We start from the raw sequence: 17570 nt of genomic DNA, 5'->3' as shown, positions 1-17570 counted from the left end.
GGTCGAGACGGTGTCGACCCGGGGCTGGGACGCTCCCGGCACAGCGGCCGAACCTGGACGCGGCCATTGCCGGGCACTGTAGGGCGGAGGCATTTCCGTGCGGGAACTGGGGATCGAAGGCGCGTGGCTGTACACCCCGCGCATCCATCACGACGAGCGCGGCAGCGTGCTGGAGTGGTTCAGCGGCCGCGAGTTCGCCGAGGACGTGGGGCACCCCCTGGCGGTGGCCCAGGCCAACTGTCCGGTGACCCGCCGAGGAGCCGTGCGCGGGATCCACTACGCGGACGTCCCCCCGGGACAGGCGAAGTACCTCACCTGTGTGAGCGGGGCGCTCCTCGACGTGATCGTGGACGTACGGGTCGGCTCACCGACGTACGGCCGCTGGGAGGCGGTCCGGCTGGACGACCGCGACCGGCAGGCCGTGTACCTGGCCGAGGGCCTCGGCCACGCCTTCATGGCCCTCTCCGAGGAGGCCACGGCCGTGTACCTGTGCTCCACGCCGTACACGCCCGAGCGGGAGCACGGCATCCATCCGCTCGACCCCGGCCTCGGCATCCGGTGGCCCGAGGACGTGACGCCCGTTCTGTCCGCACGGGACGCCGCCGCCCCGTCGCTGGCCGAGGCGGAGCGGCTCGGCCTGCTGCCGTCCTACGCGGCCTGCCGGTCGTACGCCGAGCGCCTGCGCGGTGGCGCGCACCCGGCCGTGCGTTGACGTCCGGCGCCGAGGGGCCGTGTACACGCCGGCTCCAGCCCCGCTCGAACGCCGCTTGAGCGGCCGCCCGTGCCGCCGGGCGACTTGTGGTCGGGCGGGACGAACCGTGTCAGGATGCGGCGCGGAGGCGGGCGCCAGGTCCTCTCGTCGAACTCCCGTCGTCCGTCCGAAGGACGGGCCGCGCCCGTCGCGGGGCACCTCCCACGCCCTTGAGGCAGCGGGGGAGCGTGCATGGCGTCGCACGGCGGGCGGGAGTCCGACGACAGGGCCCAGGCACGGCCACATCGCTTCGCCTCACTCGTCGCGTCACCCGGGGGAGTTCATGCACAGCGGCATCCAAGGTCCGGCAGCGCGCGCGTACCGCCCGCCCGGTCTCCGCCCGACCGGTGAGAACTTCGAGTTCTGGCAGTTGTGGGACGCCCCCGGGCCCGAGCGGGTGCACGCGGCGTTCCGCGGACAACTCGACCAGATGCTGCGCCAGTCCGAGCTGGCGGCCCGCCGCCTCACCGCGGCCGGCGACCTCGGAGCGGGACTGCGCGCACGGGTCAACGCGGGCCTCGCCCGGCTCCACCTGGGCGACGGCCCCGGCGCGTCGGCCGTGCTCACCGCGGCGTTCGCCGCCGCACGGGAACAGGGCGCCGGCTGGGAGGAGGGTTATGCCTGCTACGCCCTGGGTGCCGTGTACCGGGCCGCGCAGGAGGCCGGCCTCGCCACGGCCCGACTGGGCGCCGCGGAGCGGCTGTTCAGGGACCGCGGGGACGTCCGTGCGGGCGGTCACGCCCGGCTGGCCCTCGCCGTGGTGACGGCCGAAGCCGGGGACGCCGGCGCCAGGGAACACCTGCTGGCCGCCGTGGAGGCCTTCCGTGTCGCGGGCGCCCGGGGCAGCGCGCTCACCGCGCTGTGGATGCTCTCCGCCCTGGAGACCGGCGGCAGATCCGCCGGCGGACCCCGTGCCGGCGGCCCACGAGTGCCGGGGTTCGCGCCGACCGGTCGTCGCCTGCCCGCCGCACGGCGCGAGCAGGAGCCCGCCCGGCCGGAGACGAGCCTGCAGAGCCTGACCCGGCGCGAACGGGAGGTCGCCCTGCTGGTCGCCTCGGGGCTGACCAATCGGCAGATCGCCGAGCGCATGAGCATCGCCGAGCGCACGGTGGACACGCATGTCCAGCGCATCCTGGCCAAGTCGAACTGCGCCACGCGCGTGCAGGTCGCCGTACTGGTGGCGGCCGGCTACGCGTAGCGGGATCCCGAGCGCTGCTCCAAGGAACCTCTAGCCGCGAGACGGAACCTGCCGCGGGCCGCGTGAGGGCGCGGCATCGGCCTGGAGGTGACCCGGTGGCTGGCGACGAACCCTGGCACGACCGACTGTGGCGGTTTCTGCAGTCACCCTTCGGCCGCGGACTGGCGGCCGTCGGCATGCTGTTCGGACCGATGGACGCCGGCGTGTTCGGCAACCCGTGGGCCAAGGCTCCGGAAGCGGAGGGGACGGTGTTCCTGTACCACCCCGAACGCGTCCGGGCGGACATCCCGCTCAGCCCTCTGGAGGCCGAACTGGCCCGGGAGCTGGGCCCGGACCAGGGGCCGGTCCGGCATGATCGGCCGAACACGCCCTAGGGGATCCAGCCGGCCTCCGTGGCCAGCCGTATCGCGTCCACGCGATTGCGCGCCCCCAGCTTCATCACGATGGCTGTCAGGTAGTTGCGCACGGTGCCCGTCGACAGGTTCAGCGTGCTGGCGATCTCGGAGGGGGCGGCGCCCGACGCCGCGTGCCGGAGCACTTCCACCTCACGCGGGGTGAGCGGTGCATCCTGGGCATGCCAGGCGGCGAGGGCCAGCTCCGAGTCGATGACGCGCTGGCCCGCCGCCACGCGTCTGACCGCGGAGGCGAGTTCGGCGGGCGGCGCGTCCTTGAGGAGGTATCCGCCGACGTTGGTGGCCAGCGCACGCCGCAGCGTGCCGGGGCGGTCCAGGCTGGTCAGGATCAGGGTGCGGCAGGACGGCAGTTGTTCGTGCAGCTGCGCCGCCGCCGTGAGTCCGTCGAGGCCCGGCAGGTCGATGTCGATGACGGCGACGTCCGGTCTTACGCGCAGGGCCTCCGGAACGATCTCGGAACCGCTCGACACGTCCGCGACCACGGTCATGTCGTGCTCCAGTTCGATCAGGGCGACCAGGGCGCCGCGGACCATCTGCACATCCTCGGCAAGCAGAATGCGAAGTTCCATTGCACCGTTCCCTCTCAACGGCTTCCCGCGCGGGAAGGTGGATCCTCAGGTTGGATGCGGTGGAGCGGACAACTGGGGGAAGGTGACAGGCCCCTCAGGCCACGGTGGTGTCCTGGGACGCCGCGCTCCACTGGCGAACGGCGCGCTGGTCGGCGTGGGACGGCATCTCGACGACGAGCTCGAACTCCTCGTCGTCGGTGACGCCCGCCGTCAGCGTGCCGTGCATCGCGGAGAGCCGGTCCGTCAGGCTGGCCAGGCCGGTGCCGCCGACGGTGCGCGGTGCCGAACGGCGCGCGGCCACACCGTTGTTGCGGATCGAGAGCCGGATGCGGCCCTTCACGTTGCCGATGACCGCGGTGGCGATCCGGCACCGGGTCGCCTTGCTGTGCCGCAGCACGTTGGTCGCCGCCTCCCGCAGCACTATGGCCAGTACGGTGTCGGCCTGCGGGGACAGGGCGCCGTGGCGGAAGTCGATCTGGGTGCTGATCCGTGCCGCGGTCAGCGCCGCCTGGACGTGGTGGGCCTCCGTGGCCAAGGACAGCCGGCGGTAGCCGTGGGCCACGCCCCGGACGTCGGCCAGCGCCTGTCGGGAGATGTCGAGGATTTCGGTGATCTCGGCGCGCGCCCGTTCCGGCTGCGCGGCGACGAGACGGTGGGCGAGTTCGCTCTTGAGCGTGATGGCCGAGAGGTTGAAGCCCAGCAGGTCGTGCATGTCACTGGCGAAGCGCAGCCGTTCCCGTACGACCGCCAGCCGTGCGAGGTCCTCGCGAGCGGCGATCAGTTCGGCCACCAGACCGGAGAGCCGTGACAGGCCGTAGACGATCAGGCCGATCACCGAGGTCGACAGGCTCAGGTAGACGATGTCGAGCGTGTCCAGGCCGAGGATCAGCCCCGGCACGAGGATGCTCAACACCACGCCGGCGAACAGGATCCATGCCAGGACCCCCGGAACCAGCAGCAGAACCGATCCGGCCAGGAAGCCCGCCATGCCGCCCCACTCCTGCTTGATCACCAGCAGGGGGAGATAGGTGACGAGCGCCTGCAGGCCGAGCGAGATCGCGCGGCGCGGCATGCTCCAGTGCGTCGCCGCGGGGGACGAGTGCTGCATCTGCAGCGCGACCGCCGCCACCAGGCCGACCGCACACCACGGCACCGCGTGCGCGGACGGACGTTCGGCGAGCACGTCGAGGAAGATCACGACGGAGAAGCAGGCCAGGACGACGAGCAGGATGCTGCGTGCCAGTCGTGGAGCCGGAATGTCGTGATGACTGGAAAAGGGAGGACTCCCGCTGCCAGCGGACTCAGAAAGGGCTAAATCCACTGGGTGATATGACACGTCCGTTCTCCCTCCCCCGTTCCCGTTACAAAGTACCACCCCCGATGCGGCTGGAATCGTTTGTTGCGTGGGCCCGTGAACTCCACTCGGACCAGGGCGACTTGTGGAGTCCCTGCAGGCAGGGCAGGGGCGCGCGGGGCGAGTCGGGATGAGAATTCGGTAAGCCTCGCAGAAGCGGCGAACGGCTCGTTCCGGTAAGCGGAGGTGGGCGCAGGCAAGCGGTTTAGTGAGTAAGCGGGCGATTCGTTCCGGTGACACCCCGGGCAAGGAAGGGATTCTCCGCACCGGTGGTTCCCGCAGCCGCCTGCCGGCCCGGACGGCGCAGCGCAGAGCGCTCGACCGGCTCGGGACGCACCGGGGGATCGTCGTCCCACACCCCGCCGCCATGCCCCTGGACCTCGGCCGCCCCGGGCGGGGGATGGGCCGGTGCGGTGCCGTGCTGCTCGCCGAACCCGACCGCCGGCGCCCCGTCGACGGAACCCGTGGTGACCGTGCCGCTGGCGGTGAGGAAGGCCAGGACCGCCGCCGCGGACGGTGGCGCCCCCACCGCACCCGTGATGTCCTCGACCCGCGTCGGAGCCCTGAGCGACTCGATGATCCGCAGCGTGTCGGCGAGGTGCAGCACCACCTGGTGCAGGGCCGGCGGCGCCTGCAGGACGTGCGCGTGCCCCTGGCGTCGCAGCGCCGCGGAGCGGGACAGCATCACGGTCCGGTGGGCGGGCAGGAGCGCCGGCCGGAACTGCGCCTGCGGCGACAGCGGAACCACCGAGAGCAGGGGGCGGCCCGTCTGCGTGGCCAGCGAGCGTACGAGCAGGCCCTCGACGGTGATGAACAGCCGCTGGATCTCACTGCGTTGCAGATCGGTGAGCCCCGCCAGCACGTTCCCGAGCCGGATCGGTCCCAGGCAGAGCCGGTACAGGGCCATGCCGATGACACCCGTCGGATCCGCCAGGCGCACGGCGATCCCGGGGCTGTGCAGTTCGACCGCCTGTCCCGTGGGCGGCACCGACAGGGAGATGTCTTCCCTCAGGGACCACAGTTCGGGCCAGTCGCTGCAGGGAGTCAGGCGCAGGGTCACGGTTGCCACTCAAGGGGTCGAGGGGGATGTCGTCCGGTCGGCGGTCAGACGAACATCGGGATCGGGTTGAGGTTCTCGTACGCGGTGGGACGCTTCTGAAGGCCCAGCCGGACCGGCACGTCGAAGAGCCGGCCGGGCGCGAAGCGGGCCCAGAAGTGGCGCAGTCCCGGGGCCAGTACGCGCACCACGGGCAGGCCGACATCGGGCCGGGTCTGGTCGAGGACCAGCAGATCGTGCCCGGTGCCGCGCATCAGACCCACCATGGCGTCGATGTCGTCGGCCAGGTCCTGCCGCGGCCTGTAGCCGTAGCCGGCAGGGGATTTGGGCGCGTGCCCGGGATCCGGCCGCAGGTAGGGCTGGTTAGCCGTCGTCGCACCGGACCACCAGGCCACGGCCGTCGGGTCGGCGACCGCGTACCCGGTCCCGTCCTCGCGCGCGCCGAGCACCGCCGGGAGCAGCTGCCCCATCTCGCTGAGCGCCCGGAACAGCGCCACCCGGGGGTCGTAGTGCGCCCCGAACCCGAACACGATGTCCTCGCGCGGGCCGTCGGTGCGCCGGGACAGGGCCGCGACGCACGGGATGCCGAGGTCCGACGTGACGTCGAGGGCCCAGACCTCCCGGTGCAGGGCCGCAAGTCCCGTGCGCAGCCGGGCGATCCACGGGTCGTCGAAGGCGTCCAGGTCGACGGCGGGCCGGCGGAGCCGGTTGTACCACCACACGGCGACGGCGTCGCGCTCCACCAGCTCCATGAAACCCTGGAGCAGGGCGTCCTCCGGCGAACTGCCCGCGGCACAGCCGTTGGAGTCGGCCAGGAGACCGCTGGTGCCGCCCGCCCCGGTGCCGCCGCCGTAGTAGAGCAGCGAGGTCGGCAGGAGCTTGTGGCGGCCGTCGACCAGGGACCACACGGGGGTCCAGGCCGTCTCGGCATGCTCGTCGAAGGGCGCCGGCACATGGTGGAAAGGGGAGTGCCCCGCGTTCCAGCGGGCGCGGTCCCGGAACTGCCTGGCGTCGATCAGCTGGCAGTCGTTCGGGTGGACCGCGCTCTCGCCCAGGGCGCTGAAGCTGTCGAGGACGACCTCCTCGTCGCCCTGCAGAGTGCCGCAGTAACGTTCCACCGCCTCACCCAGTGCGCTCATCCTCGCCTGGACGTCCGTGACGCCCTTGCCGCCGCTCAGCGCGCGCAGGTTCGAGGTGAGCGCCGTCAGACTCGCCGCGGGCATGGCCAGGTTCTGCCCGGAGAGGTAGCAGTGCAGGAACTCCGGTGCCCGGGCGTCGCGCCGCAACTCCGGGACGATCCCGGCCACCGGGCCGACCAGATGGCCGTACTCCGCCAGCATCCGTTCCGCGGAAGCCGTCCGGTGCCCGGTGCCCCCGGTGGTGGTCTTCGGCCGGGATCCGGGGCGCACCGGTCGCCGGGTCCGCGCCGCGACCAGGCCGGGATCCCCGCAGTCGGGGCACTGCGGCCGCCGCCGGACCGGGTGGTGCCGTGACTCCAGGGTGAGCGTGTCCAGGACGAGCACGGCCTGCTGCCCCGGATGACGCAGCCCCGCCAGCCACTTGTGCGCTTCCAGCAGGGCGAGCTGCACCCCCACCCCCCGGCTCGCCGGCACCGAGGCCCGCGGTACCGCGACCGGACCGGTGAGGCCCAGCGCGTCACGCACCGGCAGCTCACCCCGCCGGTGCGCCTGCAGCCGATGGGCGAGACACGAGTGGCAGGGGCCGCCGTCGGTGCCGAAGAACGGCCCGATCCACAGGTCCGGGCCGTTCAGGGAGACGAGGAGCCAGGGCCGGCCGGCCGAGCGCTGCCGGGCCTGTACGTCCGTCAGCGCCGGGTCGAGGTAGTCGTCACAGACGACCAGACCGAGCGCGGCCTCCGACTCCGCCGCCGCGACGGTCAGACCGGCAGCCCGGCACTGCTCCCGGATCTCCTCGGCGTCGGCGGCGCCGCACACCGTCACGGTCACCGGCGTGCGGTCCGCGGTGGTGCCGGGGACTCCCGCCAGATCCCAGTACGCACGCTCCGCCGGGCCGGGCGGCGGTGCGCCGGGCACGGTCGCACTGAGCAGCCCGGCCCGGTCCAGCTGCTCCAGGCCGCGCCGGGTGTCCGCGGGCCCGAGGACGGGACGCGCCGCCGTGACCACGTCCGCCACGGTCCGCGTACCGTCCAGGAGCGGAGCCAGCGTCTCGGCTCCGGCGCCGCGCACCGCGAGGACATCGCGGGACGACGACAGATAGACGGCCTGGCCGGGCAGCACGTCGACCCGCAGGTGGCTCTTGAAGCCCACGAGCGGGTCGGCGGCGGACGGCTCCCCGGTGTTCACGCTCCGACCGAGTACTCGTCACGCAGGCAGATGGTGAACAGGGCGGTCGTCTCGGGGGACGGATGCCGCAGGCTCACGACGGTCAGCTCCTCGGAGCCGGCCGGGTCGGGTGCCGGGTCGGGCACGGGCCGGACGGCAGCGGGCAGGGGCGAGGCGGGGCACAGGGCGTCCACGTTTCCTCCAGAGGGCAGCCGGCGGTTCGGAGACCGCGTCGAGAGGGGGGTGACGCGAGGGATTGTTGCTCCGCATGGCGAGTACACGACAGTGCATTCGTCACTTGCACACCATGCGTTTTTCACGGGGTGCGGCATGAAGCGCGCACTGGGCTCGGCGACGCCCGGGTGCAAGCCTCCTGGGAATGCGGGCTGTTGCACGGCACGCCGATTGGAGAGGGAGTTCATGCAGATGGACATCGCGCTACTCGGACCTCTACAAGCCCAGGCAGGCGGCGGCACCTTCGTACCCACCGCGGCCAAGCCGCGTCAGATCCTCGCCCTGCTCGCTCTCGGAGCCGGACGTATGGTGACCGTTTCCACCCTGATGACCGAACTCTGGAAGGACGCCCCACCGCCGAGCGCCGCCACCACGGTGCAGACGTACGTGCTCCAGATCCGCAAGGGCCTGGACGCGGCTCTCGGCGAACCGGGCGCGGGCAAGAGCGTGCTGGCCACCCGTTACGGCGGATACTCGCTCGACGTGCCCCTGGACCACGTGGACGTGCACGCCTTCGAGCAGCTCGCGGAGGCGGGGCGGGCCGCCGCCGACCGAGGCGACACCGAGGCCGCCTCCCGGACCCTGGCGCGGGCACTGGGGCTGTGGCGCGGAGCGCCGTTGGCGGACGTACGGACGGGCCCCGTCCTGCGCCGGGAGGTGGTCCGTCTGAACGAGGTACGGCTCTCCCTGCTGGACGCCCGGATCGAGACAGATCTGGAGCGGGGACTGCACGGCGACCTGCTCGGTGAACTGACGGCCCTGACCGCGGCCTACCCCCTCAACGAGAACCTCTGGGCGCACCTCATGACCGCACTTCACCGCACCGGCCACCGCTGGCGCGCGCTGGAGGCGTACCGGCGCCTGCGGGACACCCTGGTGGAGGAGCTGGGGCTGGAACCCTCCTCCCGGCTGCGCAGACTGCACCAGGCGATCCTGTCCGGCGACGGCCCCGAGCACACGAGGCCGGCACCCGGCGTCGGCGCGCGGCTCGCCGGTGCGAGGCGGACACAAGCGCTGCTTTAGCGCCCCCGCCCACGATGCGCACGATCAGTTCCGTTCCTGACCGCGGCATCGTTCGGAGGGGTTCACCGATGGCCAGCCGCTACTTCACCTCGGAGTCCGTGACCGAGGGTCACCCCGACAAGATCGCTGACCAGATCAGCGACACCATTCTCGACGCGCTTCTGCGCGAGGACCCGACCTCCCGGGTCGCCGTCGAGACCCTGATCACCACCGGCCAGGTGCACGTGGCCGGCGAGGTCACGACCAAGGCCTACGCGGACATCGCGACCCTGGTCCGCAACAAGATCCTCGAGATCGGCTACGACTCGTCGAAGAAGGGCTTCGACGGCGCTTCCTGCGGTGTGTCGGTGTCGATCGGCGCGCAGTCCCCGGACATCGCGCAGGGCGTGGACACCGCGTACGAGTCGCGGGTGGAGGGCTCCGCCACAGAAGGAGAGACCGACGAGCTGGACCGGCAGGGCGCGGGCGACCAGGGCCTGATGTTCGGTTACGCCTCGGACGAGACGCCGACCCTGATGCCGCTGCCGATCTTCCTGGCGCACCGCCTGTCCAAGCGCCTCTCCGAGGTCCGCAAGAACGGCACCATCCCCTATCTGCGTCCGGACGGCAAGACGCAGGTCACCATCGAGTACGACGGCGACAAGGCGGTGCGTCTGGACACGGTGGTCGTGTCCTCGCAGCACGCGTCGGACATCGACCTGGAGTCGCTGCTGGCCCCGGACATCCGCGAGTTCGTGGTCGAGCCGGAGCTGAAGGCGCTGCTGGACGACGGCATCAAGCTGGACACCGAGGGCTACCGTCTGCTGGTCAACCCGACCGGCCGTTTCGAGATCGGCGGCCCGATGGGTGACGCCGGCCTGACCGGCCGCAAGATCATCATCGACACCTACGGCGGCATGGCCCGCCACGGTGGCGGTGCCTTCTCGGGCAAGGACCCGTCCAAGGTGGACCGCTCGGCCGCCTACGCGATGCGCTGGGTGGCGAAGAACGTGGTGGCGGCGGGCCTGGCCTCGCGCTGCGAGGTCCAGGTCGCGTACGCGATCGGCAAGGCCGAGCCGGTGGGTCTGTTCGTGGAGACCTTCGGCACGGCCAAGATCGAGGCCGAGAAGATCGAGAAGGCGATCGACGAGGTCTTCGACCTTCGTCCGGCCGCCATCATCCGCGACCTCGACCTGCTCCGCCCGATCTACTCCCAGACGGCGGCGTACGGCCACTTCGGCCGTGAGCTGCCCGACTTCACCTGGGAGCGGACCGACCGAGTCGACGCACTCCGCAGCGCCGCCGGGCTGTGACATGCGCATCGCCGTGACCGGTTCCATCGCAACCGACCACCTGATGGTCTTCCCGGGCCGCTTCTCGGAGCAACTGCTGAGCGAGCGGCTCGACCGGGTCTCGCTGTCCTTCCTCGCCGACCGACTGGAGGTCCGTGAGGGCGGGGTCGGGGCCAACATCGCCTTCGGCCTGGGCCGGCTGGGTCTGCGGCCGGTCCTGGTCGGCGCGGCGGGCGCCGATTTCGCGGGCTACCGGGACCGCCTGGAGCAGGCCGGCGTCGACACGGCGTCCGTCCGCGTCAGCGAATCGCTGCACACGGCCCGGTTCGTGTGCACGACGGACCTCGACCAGAACCAGATCGCCACCTTCTACGCGGGTGCCATGGCCGAGGCGGCCCTGATCGACCTCGCCGGGGCCCAGGCCCGGGGCGGCGGCCTCGACCTGGTCCTCGTCGGCGCGGACGACCCCGCCGCGATGCTGCGGCACACCGCGACCGCCCACTGCCTCGGCATCCCGGTCGCCGCCGATCCCTCCCAGCAACTGGCCCGGCTCACCTCGCGGCAGACCCGCGACCTGGTGGACCGCGCGTTCCTGCTCTTCACCAACGAGTACGAGAGCGCCCTGCTCCTGGAGCGGACGGGCTGGACGCAGGAGGAGGTGCTGGCCCGCGTCGGAACGTGGATCGTGACGCGGGGCGCCGACGGAGTCGTCCTTCTCACAGCGGACGGCACCCGGCTGGCCGTCCCCGCCGTACCGGTCGGCGCCGTCGCCGACCCGACCGGCGTGGGCGACGCCTTCCGCGCCGGATTCCTCGCGGCGTGGGGCTGGGGGCTGTCGTACGAACGCGCCGCCCAACTCGGCTGTGCCCTGGCGACCGTCGTCCTGGGATCGGTCGGCACCCAGGAGTACAAGCTCGTGCCCGCCGAGTTGCTCACCTCGATCGGCGAGGCCTACGGCAGTGCGGCGACGGACGAGATCGCAGGTTACCTGGGGGAGGGCCCATGACCGCGCCCGCCGCCTTGGCGGCCCCGGTGCCCGCGACCACCCTCCGGTCCGCCCTCGCCGGCGGCTCACCGACCTATTCGTTCGAGTTCTTCCCGCCGAAGAACGAGGCGGGCCTGCGCACCCTGTGGAACACCATCCGCCGGATCGAGGCCCTGTCGCCGACGTTCGTGTCGGTCACCTACGGCGCGGGCGGTTCGTCCCGCGACCGTACCGTCGAGCTGACGCAGCGGATCGCCACCGAGACGACGCTCCGGCCCGTCGCCCACCTCACCGCGGTCGGCCACTCCGTGACCGAGCTGCGGCACATCATCGGCCGCTACGCCGACGCCGGGGTACGCGACGTGCTCGCGCTGCGCGGCGACCCGCCCGGTGACCCGGCCGGCCCCTGGACCCCGCATCCGGAGGGCTTCCGGTACGCCCGTGAACTGGTCTCGCTGGTACGGCGGACGGGGGACTTCAGCGTGGGCGTGGCCGCCTTCCCCGAAGGACATCCACGCTCACCCGACCCGGACAGCGACATCCGGCACTTCGTGGCCAAGTGCCGGGCCGGCGCGGACTACGCCATCACCCAGATGTTCTTCCACGTGGAGGACTACCTGCGACTGCGGGACCGAGTCGCGGCCCTCGGCTGCGACATCCCCGTCATCCCGGCGATCATGCCCGCGACCGACGTACGGCAGATCCGCCGCTTCGCCGAACTGAGCGGTGCCGCCTTCCCGGAGAGCCTGGCCCGCAGCCTGGAAGCGGCCAGGGACACCCCGGCGGCGGGCCACCGGATCGGCGTCGACTACGCCATCGCCATGGCCGAACGCCTGCTCGCGGAGGGTGCGCCGGGCCTGCACTACATCACGCTCAACAGGTCGACCGCGGCCCTCGACATCCACCAGGCCGTCCGGCGCCTTGGACGTACGTCACCCGAAAGGCCGTGAGTACCCGGACCCGGGGAGCGCTGCGCGACGCGCTCCAGGGCCCGTCGCGCGGGCCGACGCACGTGGGCCCCCGCCGACCTCCCGGTGAAACGGCCCCTGCTTACGGACCATGAGGTCGTCGCCGGTCACGCCGACGGCCATGGTGCCCCGGTACAGGAACGCGGTCCCGCCGGACATGCCCTTCTCGGTGATGCCGGGATCAGTGCCGAGCCTTCCCCACGCGGATCCGCTCGGCCAGCCCCTCGTCGAGCACCACGAAGTCGGCGTTCGCGGTGTCACGGTCCGCGACATGGAAGACCGGATGCCCCTGTGATTGCGAGGGAGGCTGGTCCGCCGGAAGGAGCAATGGCACGAAGGAGCGGGATCCCCGAAATGGGATCCCGCTCAGCATCTGCCTTGTCAGTGCTTGAAAACGTCCTTCGTCTTCTCCTTGGCCTGACGGGCCGCGCCCTTCGATTTCTTGGCCTGCCCTTCGGCCGCCATTCGCTCGTTGCCCACGGTACGGCCGACCGTCTCCTTGGCCTTTCCCGTGGCCTCTTCCATCTTGCCCTTTGCCTTTTGCTCTCCGGACATTATCGTTCACTCTCCTACGCCCGTGGGAAATCGTGCACCTATTCCGAGTACCCCATATAGGGCAGTAAAACCGTTCCCAGCGGGCCGAGGTCCAGGTTGAGGTCCTTCATGGTCAGGCCGTAGCCGGCGCACAGGTCGGACATGCGGTCGTGGAGGGCTGGCCGAGCCTGGTGGGCGGGTAGTGGCCCTCTGAACTGGAAGGGTGTGCCGACGGCGGGCTACCCGGTGACGGCCGACCCCAAAGGCGCGGGCGAACGGGAAAGCCGCCGTAGGCCAACGGCCTTTCCGTCATGCCGTCCCGCGTAGCCAAGAACGCGGGTGCTCGAGATGCGGCAACCGGCGGTCAAGAGGCGTCTTCGGTCGGGAACTCGGGCTCGTCCTCATCCTTGGCCTTGTCCCGGACATCTCGCGGTGTGGGCGCGGTGACATTCCGCTGCTCCGCGGACCGTTGCCGCGTCTTGTCGTCGGCCGGAGGTCTGTCGTTTTCACCGGGGGTGTGCATGAGGTTCTCCTCTCTCGGGTTTGCGGCGCTTCTGGGACCGGATGAAGTGCTGGAACTTCATCGGATCCTTTACGAAGAAGACCGGCGTATCGGTGGCGGTGTGGACCTCTGCGCCGCACATCGGGCAGACAAGCCGGCATCGGTTTCGGTGGCCCTCTCGGGACCCACAAGGCGCGTGACCCCGAGCAGCCACGTCAAACGTCGTCTGGGCGACAGATCCTCCGGAGGCATGCCGACCTCGACCTGTCCGGCCCCGCGCCCTGACGGCCCTGGGCCGCCGCTCGCCGAAATTCTCTTCCTGGCCACGTCACGATGGAGCTGCGTAGCAGCGGATGGCGACCGTCTGATGCGGGCTCCACTGCTGCTCGACTGTAGCCATCAGCTCCCAGCCCAGCCGCTCATACAAGGCTGCCGCGGCAGTATCGGATGTGACGACGTCGAGCACCGGATGCAGGCCACGACGCCGTGCTTCCTCCACTGCTTGGCCGATCAGCAGTGCACCGATCCGATGTCCCCTCGCCTGCGGGGCAACGAACAGTCTGCCGACCACGGCGGCCATGGCCCGCGGCGCCCCGTTCCGCTCGCTCCACAACGTCGGGGCCAGATCGCCTTCGCCGACGTGCGACAAACTGACATGCCCGACCAGGCGGCCTTCGAGGTGGGCAACCCAGGAGCCCAGCAGAGGACCGCGTGACAGCCACGCGCCGGGCTGATCAGGCCAGTTCACCGGATAGCCGTCAAACCGATGGACCTCCGCGAGGACCCGCACACACTCCTCAACATCGCCATCAGCCCTCTGCCGGACGCAGAGGCTCGACCTCTCATCAGGCACCCCGGAGCTCTTGATGTTCACTCCGGAATAGAAGCACAGGCCACAGAGCCACAACCAGGCACTTTCGATACAAGCCCTGGGTCTTTGCGGGCAACACGGTCAGCAGCGGTTCCTTCAGCCCGGGCAGGATTGCTGCTCGAACGGCGTATGACCAGGTCAGCGGTGATGGGGCCACCCAAGCGTCATCGCTTGCTTCGCGGCTCAACGTCGCTGCTTCCTCGCAGCTGGTACGGATGATCGGCTGTCCTGCCCGGTTCCCGGTGGGCGCCGCGCGGCACTCTCCTCCGGCCTGGGTGAGATGCGAGGGCATTCGAGTACGCGCACCATGGCCGTGACACCGCATGGCGGACGAAGACGTCAGCCGTACCCGAGTGTTCCAGCCCTGTGCGAGCGCCGGTACGTACACAGGCAGGCGCTCCGAGTGCCGCTTGACGCGGCTGTGCGACACCTCGTCCGCTACTACCCACAGAAGGGGCTCCTTCGTGGCCGTCCGTCATCAGCTGATCCGGCGTCCCCCGCACGCGGTGTGGGCGGTGCTGGCCGACCCGACTCGTTACGGAGAGTGGGTGGTAGGGCCCACCAGGTCCATCCCGCTCGACCAGACCTGGCCCGCTGTCGGATCCAGGCTCCGCTACACCCTGCGGCTGGGTCCCTGGTCGGCCGACGGCGTGACGACGGTCCGTCACCAGGAATCCGGAGGCGAGCTGGAACTGGAAGCTTCGTTCAAGCCGCTGGGCACTGCGAGAATCTTCCTCCAGCTCCGGCCGTGGGGCGAGGAGGAAACCCTCGTCATCTGTGACGAGCACCCCCTGCGCGGCCTGGGAGGCACCCTCCACAGCGCCGCGAGTGAAGCGGTGTTTCAGCTACGGCACCGCGGCATGCTGACCCGCCTGGCCAGACTCGTGGAACAGGATCCCGTCGGACAGGATCACGCCGGGGCTCGCCATGCCTGACGCGGTGGTGATCGGTGCCGGACCCAATGGGCTGGTGGCTGCCAACCTGCTGGCGGACGCCGGGTGGGACGTGGAAGTCCTGGAGGCTCAGCAGGAGCCCGGCGGCGCCGTGCGCAGTGACCGCGGTGTCCATCCCGACTACGTATCCGATCTCTTCAGTGCCTTCTACCCGCTGGCTGCCGTGTCGCCGGTCCTCGCCTGCCTCGATCTTGCGGCGGAGGGACTGCGATGGAGCCACGCCCCGCGCGTGCTGGCCCACCCGCTCAGGGACGGGAGGTGCGCCGTGCTGGAGCGTCGCGTGCAGGAGACCGCATCCGGGCTGGAGGAGTTCGCGTCGGGTGACGGTGATACCTGGCGGGACATGTACGAAGTGTGGAGCCGTATCGGGCGGGACCTGGTGCAGGCGATGTTCACGCCGTTCCCGCCGGTCCGCTCCGGGCTCCGTCTGGCGGCGAAGCTCCGGGCCGCGGGCGGACTGCGGCTGGCCCGGAAGCTGGCCCTGCCGGTGCGCCGGCTGGGCGACGAGGAGTTCCGGGGCGAGGGCGGACGGCTTCTGCTGGCCGGGAACGCCCTGCATGCCGACCTGGCTCCCGAGGCGGTGGGCAGCGGCGGATTCGGCTGGCTGATGTCGATGGTCGGACAGAGCCACGGCTTCCCGGTCCCCGTCGGCGGGGCCGGTGCCCTGACCGCGGCGCTCGTGAGCCGCCTTCGGCACCGTGGCGGCGTCCTGCGCTGTGGGGAGCGCGTCGTGTCCGTCGTCGTACGGGGTGGTAGGGCGGTGGGCGTCAGGACGGCCGGCGGCGAGACCGTCAGCGCGCGGCGCGCCGTGCTCGCGGACACGTCGGCGCCTGCGCTGTACCGGGAGCTTGTGGGCGAGGAACACCTTCCGTCCCGACTCCTACGGGACGTGGAACGCTTCCAGTGGGATTTCGCGACCTTCAAGGTCGATTGGGCGCTGACCGGCCCGGTGCCGTGGACGGCCCCGCAAGCCGCCGACGCGGGCACGGTCCACGTGGCCGACGGCATGGACAGCCTGACCCGGTTCGCCTCGCAGATCGCCATGGGACATGTCCCCGACGAGCCGTTCGCCCTGTTCGGACAGATGACGACGGCGGATCCCAGCCGCTCACCCGTCGGCACGGAATCGGCGTGGGCCTACACCCACGTCCCACAGCACATCACCTCCGACGCCGGCCCCGACCGCATCACCGGCCGCTGGGACGCCCGCGAACAGGAAGCGATGGCGGACCGCATCGAGGCCCAGGTGGAGCGGTTCGCGCCCGGCTTCCGTACCCGGATCCTCGCCCGCCGGATCCTGGCCCCCACCACCCTCCAGGCCATGAACGAGAACCTCCACAACGGCGCCATCAACAACGGCACCGCTGCCCTGCACCAACAGGCCGTCTTCCGCCCCGTCCCCGGCACAGGCCGACCCGAGACCCCCCTCAAGGGCCTCTACCTCGCCTCAGCGGCCGCCCACCCCGGCGGAGGAGTCCACGGAGCTCCCGGAGCGAACGCCGCACGAGCCGCGCTACGGCCCTACGCACTGCACACCCTCCTCCACCGCGCACAACGGATCTGAACGAGGGGAATCGCTTGGCGGGTCGCGTCAGCGCTCGTCCCCGTCGGCCTCCTCGTCGTACTCGTCCTCTGGCTCCTCTTCGTCCTCTTCCTCTTCCTCTTCCTCTTCTTCGTCGGGTGCCTCCCCGTCTTCTTCGTCGTACTCCTCCTGGTCCTCGTCCTCCTCTGCCTCCTGGTCCTCGTCCTCCCCTGCCGCTTCCTCCTCTTCCAGTGCCTCCTCGTGGCTGCGAACCACCTCGCCGTCGCGGATCTCTCCGCGCCAGCCCTCGACTTCCTCGTCGGCGAACGTGACGTAGCGCTGGAAGTTCTTGAAGTCCAGCCGCAAACGGCGGCCTTGGGCCCGCCACAGGTTGCCGGTCTTCTCGAAGAAGCCCGAGGGGTAGTACTCGACGACGAGCACGATGCGCGTCAGGGTGGGTGTGAGTTCGTGGAAGCTGACACAGCCGTGAGTGGTGCCTTTCGCGCCCTCGGAGCTCCATACGATGCGCTCGTCCGGCACTTGCTCCTCAACCGTCGCCTTCCAGCCGCGAGTAGAGGGGCCGACCTTCACCTTCCAGGTGCTGGCGACCTCGTCGTTCTTGGACACACTGCGTACGCCTTTGGTGAAGCCGCTGAACTCCTCGTACTGGGTCCAGTAGTTGTACGCCGTGCGGATCGGGACACCCACGTCCAGCACTTCGATGATGTTCATGACCTTGGTGCTGCCGGCCTTGCCCCCGCTCCCTCCGCCGAAAACGCTTTTGGCCTTGTCCATCACGCTGTCCTTGAGCCCCTTGGCCTTCTGACCCACGAACGCCTTCAGCGGGGAGTCGCCCTGGAGCATCCGACTGCCGATGCCGGCGAGTGTTCCCCCGTTCTCGGCCACGTCGAGAAGCTGGTCGGTGACATCCCCCAACTTGTCCCCTGCCTTGTCGACGAGATGTTCCATCTGAGCGCCGAGGTAGTCGACGAACTCTTCGCGCAGCAGGTCCAGACCCGAAGTTTCTTCGTGGTTGGTGTCACGCACTGTGCCGGCCATGAT

The 17570-nt window shown here is 70.8% G+C and carries 19 protein-coding genes and 2 pseudogenes; 9 read left to right on the top strand and 12 right to left on the bottom strand.

Annotated features, from left to right (window positions below; genetic code table 11):
• The first annotated feature begins 97 nt into the window (after positions 1 to 97).
• The 3 genes from ACIF83_RS12375 to ACIF83_RS12365 all read left to right on the top strand — a co-directional run bounded on the left by ACIF83_RS12375 (position 98) and on the right by ACIF83_RS12365 (position 2323).
• Complete coding sequence (locus ACIF83_RS12375) at positions 98 to 712, top strand: dTDP-4-dehydrorhamnose 3,5-epimerase family protein (protein WP_393473775.1); 615 nt, start codon at positions 98 to 100, stop codon at positions 710 to 712.
• A 322-nt stretch (positions 713 to 1034) separates the two neighbouring features.
• Positions 1035 to 1949 (top strand): LuxR C-terminal-related transcriptional regulator, encoded by a 915-nt coding sequence (locus ACIF83_RS12370; RefSeq protein ID WP_393473772.1) that lies wholly within the window; start codon positions 1035 to 1037, stop codon positions 1947 to 1949.
• Positions 1950 to 2044: 95 nt separating this feature from the next.
• A complete protein-coding gene (locus tag ACIF83_RS12365) occupies positions 2045 to 2323 on the top strand; it encodes a DUF6059 family protein (protein WP_393473769.1) in 279 nt (92 codons plus the stop codon).
• Here the strand turns inward: ACIF83_RS12365 and ACIF83_RS12360 are convergent.
• The 5 genes from ACIF83_RS12360 to ACIF83_RS12340 all read right to left on the bottom strand — a co-directional run bounded on the left by ACIF83_RS12360 (position 2320) and on the right by ACIF83_RS12340 (position 7839).
• A complete protein-coding gene (locus tag ACIF83_RS12360; protein ID WP_393473766.1) occupies positions 2320 to 2931 on the bottom strand; it encodes a DNA-binding response regulator in 612 nt (203 codons plus the stop codon). The genes ACIF83_RS12365 and ACIF83_RS12360 overlap by 4 nt on opposite strands.
• A 94-nt stretch (positions 2932 to 3025) precedes the next feature.
• Entirely contained in the window at positions 3026 to 4129 is a 1104-nt protein-coding gene (locus ACIF83_RS12355) for a sensor histidine kinase (RefSeq protein ID WP_393473763.1), read from the bottom strand.
• Between the two features lie 361 nt (positions 4130 to 4490).
• On the bottom strand, positions 4491 to 5345 hold the full coding sequence (locus tag ACIF83_RS12350) for a hypothetical protein (protein WP_393473760.1): 855 nt from the start codon (positions 5343 to 5345) through the stop codon (positions 4491 to 4493).
• A gap of 44 nt (positions 5346 to 5389) precedes the next feature.
• Complete coding sequence (locus ACIF83_RS12345; protein WP_399726058.1) at positions 5390 to 7666, bottom strand: TOMM precursor leader peptide-binding protein; 2277 nt, start codon at positions 7664 to 7666, stop codon at positions 5390 to 5392.
• Positions 7663 to 7839 carry a hypothetical protein gene (locus ACIF83_RS12340; protein ID WP_399726055.1) on the bottom strand — a complete coding sequence of 59 codons (177 nt, stop codon included), beginning with the start codon at positions 7837 to 7839 and terminating at the stop codon, positions 7663 to 7665. Before ACIF83_RS12340 ends, ACIF83_RS12345 begins: the two co-directional genes overlap by 4 nt.
• Before the next feature lie 232 nt (positions 7840 to 8071).
• On the opposite strand from ACIF83_RS12340, the gene ACIF83_RS12335 reads away from it, so the two are divergent.
• The 4 genes from ACIF83_RS12335 to metF all read left to right on the top strand — a co-directional run bounded on the left by ACIF83_RS12335 (position 8072) and on the right by metF (position 12108).
• Positions 8072 to 8902, top strand: a complete 831-nt coding sequence (locus tag ACIF83_RS12335) for a BTAD domain-containing putative transcriptional regulator (RefSeq protein ID WP_393473752.1) — start codon at positions 8072 to 8074, stop codon at positions 8900 to 8902.
• A gap of 68 nt (positions 8903 to 8970) precedes the next feature.
• A complete protein-coding gene (gene metK / locus ACIF83_RS12330) occupies positions 8971 to 10194 on the top strand; it encodes a methionine adenosyltransferase (protein WP_399726051.1) in 1224 nt (407 codons plus the stop codon).
• A gap of 1 nt (position 10195) precedes the next feature.
• The gene (locus ACIF83_RS12325) at positions 10196 to 11179 is read left to right on the top strand and encodes a carbohydrate kinase family protein (protein WP_399726048.1); all 984 of its coding nucleotides are present in this window, start codon (positions 10196 to 10198) and stop codon (positions 11177 to 11179) included.
• Complete coding sequence (metF, locus tag ACIF83_RS12320; RefSeq protein ID WP_399726045.1) at positions 11176 to 12108, top strand: methylenetetrahydrofolate reductase [NAD(P)H]; 933 nt, start codon at positions 11176 to 11178, stop codon at positions 12106 to 12108. The genes ACIF83_RS12325 and metF overlap by 4 nt, the downstream gene beginning before the upstream one ends.
• Before the next feature lie 199 nt (positions 12109 to 12307).
• Here metF and ACIF83_RS12315 read toward each other — a convergent pair whose 3' ends face one another.
• The 6 genes and pseudogenes from ACIF83_RS12315 to ACIF83_RS12290 form a co-directional block, all read right to left on the bottom strand.
• A complete protein-coding gene (locus tag ACIF83_RS12315; protein ID WP_399726042.1) occupies positions 12308 to 12460 on the bottom strand; it encodes a hypothetical protein in 153 nt (50 codons plus the stop codon).
• Between the two features lie 47 nt (positions 12461 to 12507).
• A complete protein-coding gene (locus ACIF83_RS12310; RefSeq protein ID WP_393473739.1) occupies positions 12508 to 12681 on the bottom strand; it encodes a CsbD family protein in 174 nt (57 codons plus the stop codon).
• Between the two features lie 38 nt (positions 12682 to 12719).
• Positions 12720 to 12836: pseudogene (gvpK, locus tag ACIF83_RS12305) on the bottom strand (gas vesicle protein GvpK); the annotation flags it as partial.
• 188 nt (positions 12837 to 13024) lie between these two features.
• Positions 13025 to 13183, bottom strand: coding sequence for a hypothetical protein (locus tag ACIF83_RS12300; RefSeq protein ID WP_398138497.1), 159 nt, complete (start codon positions 13181 to 13183; stop codon positions 13025 to 13027).
• Positions 13182 to 13274: pseudogene (locus ACIF83_RS12295) on the bottom strand (catalase); the annotation flags it as partial. The gene ACIF83_RS12300 and the pseudogene ACIF83_RS12295, both read right to left, overlap by 2 nt.
• Positions 13275 to 13490: 216 nt before the next feature.
• A complete protein-coding gene (locus ACIF83_RS12290) occupies positions 13491 to 13952 on the bottom strand; it encodes a GNAT family N-acetyltransferase (RefSeq protein ID WP_399726307.1) in 462 nt (153 codons plus the stop codon).
• A gap of 545 nt (positions 13953 to 14497) precedes the next feature.
• Between ACIF83_RS12290 and ACIF83_RS12285 the strand changes: the two genes are divergently transcribed.
• Together ACIF83_RS12285 and ACIF83_RS12280 are read left to right on the top strand one after the other, a co-directional pair.
• The gene (locus tag ACIF83_RS12285) at positions 14498 to 14968 is read left to right on the top strand and encodes an SRPBCC family protein (protein ID WP_399726039.1); all 471 of its coding nucleotides are present in this window, start codon (positions 14498 to 14500) and stop codon (positions 14966 to 14968) included.
• Positions 14961 to 16550: a phytoene desaturase family protein gene (locus tag ACIF83_RS12280; RefSeq protein ID WP_399726036.1), complete on the top strand. Its 1590-nt coding sequence runs from the start codon at positions 14961 to 14963 to the stop codon at positions 16548 to 16550. Before ACIF83_RS12285 ends, ACIF83_RS12280 begins: the two co-directional genes overlap by 8 nt.
• 27 nt (positions 16551 to 16577) lie before the next feature.
• Here ACIF83_RS12280 and ACIF83_RS12275 read toward each other — a convergent pair whose 3' ends face one another.
• Entirely contained in the window at positions 16578 to 17567 is a 990-nt protein-coding gene (locus ACIF83_RS12275; protein WP_399726033.1) for an SRPBCC family protein, read from the bottom strand.
• Between the last annotated feature and the right edge of the window lie 3 nt (positions 17568 to 17570).

Source organism: Streptomyces sp. NPDC085866 (assembly GCF_044541035.1).
Lineage (GTDB): Bacteria > Actinomycetota > Actinomycetes > Streptomycetales > Streptomycetaceae > Streptomyces.
This window is presented reverse-complemented; position numbering and strand designations above follow the sequence as displayed.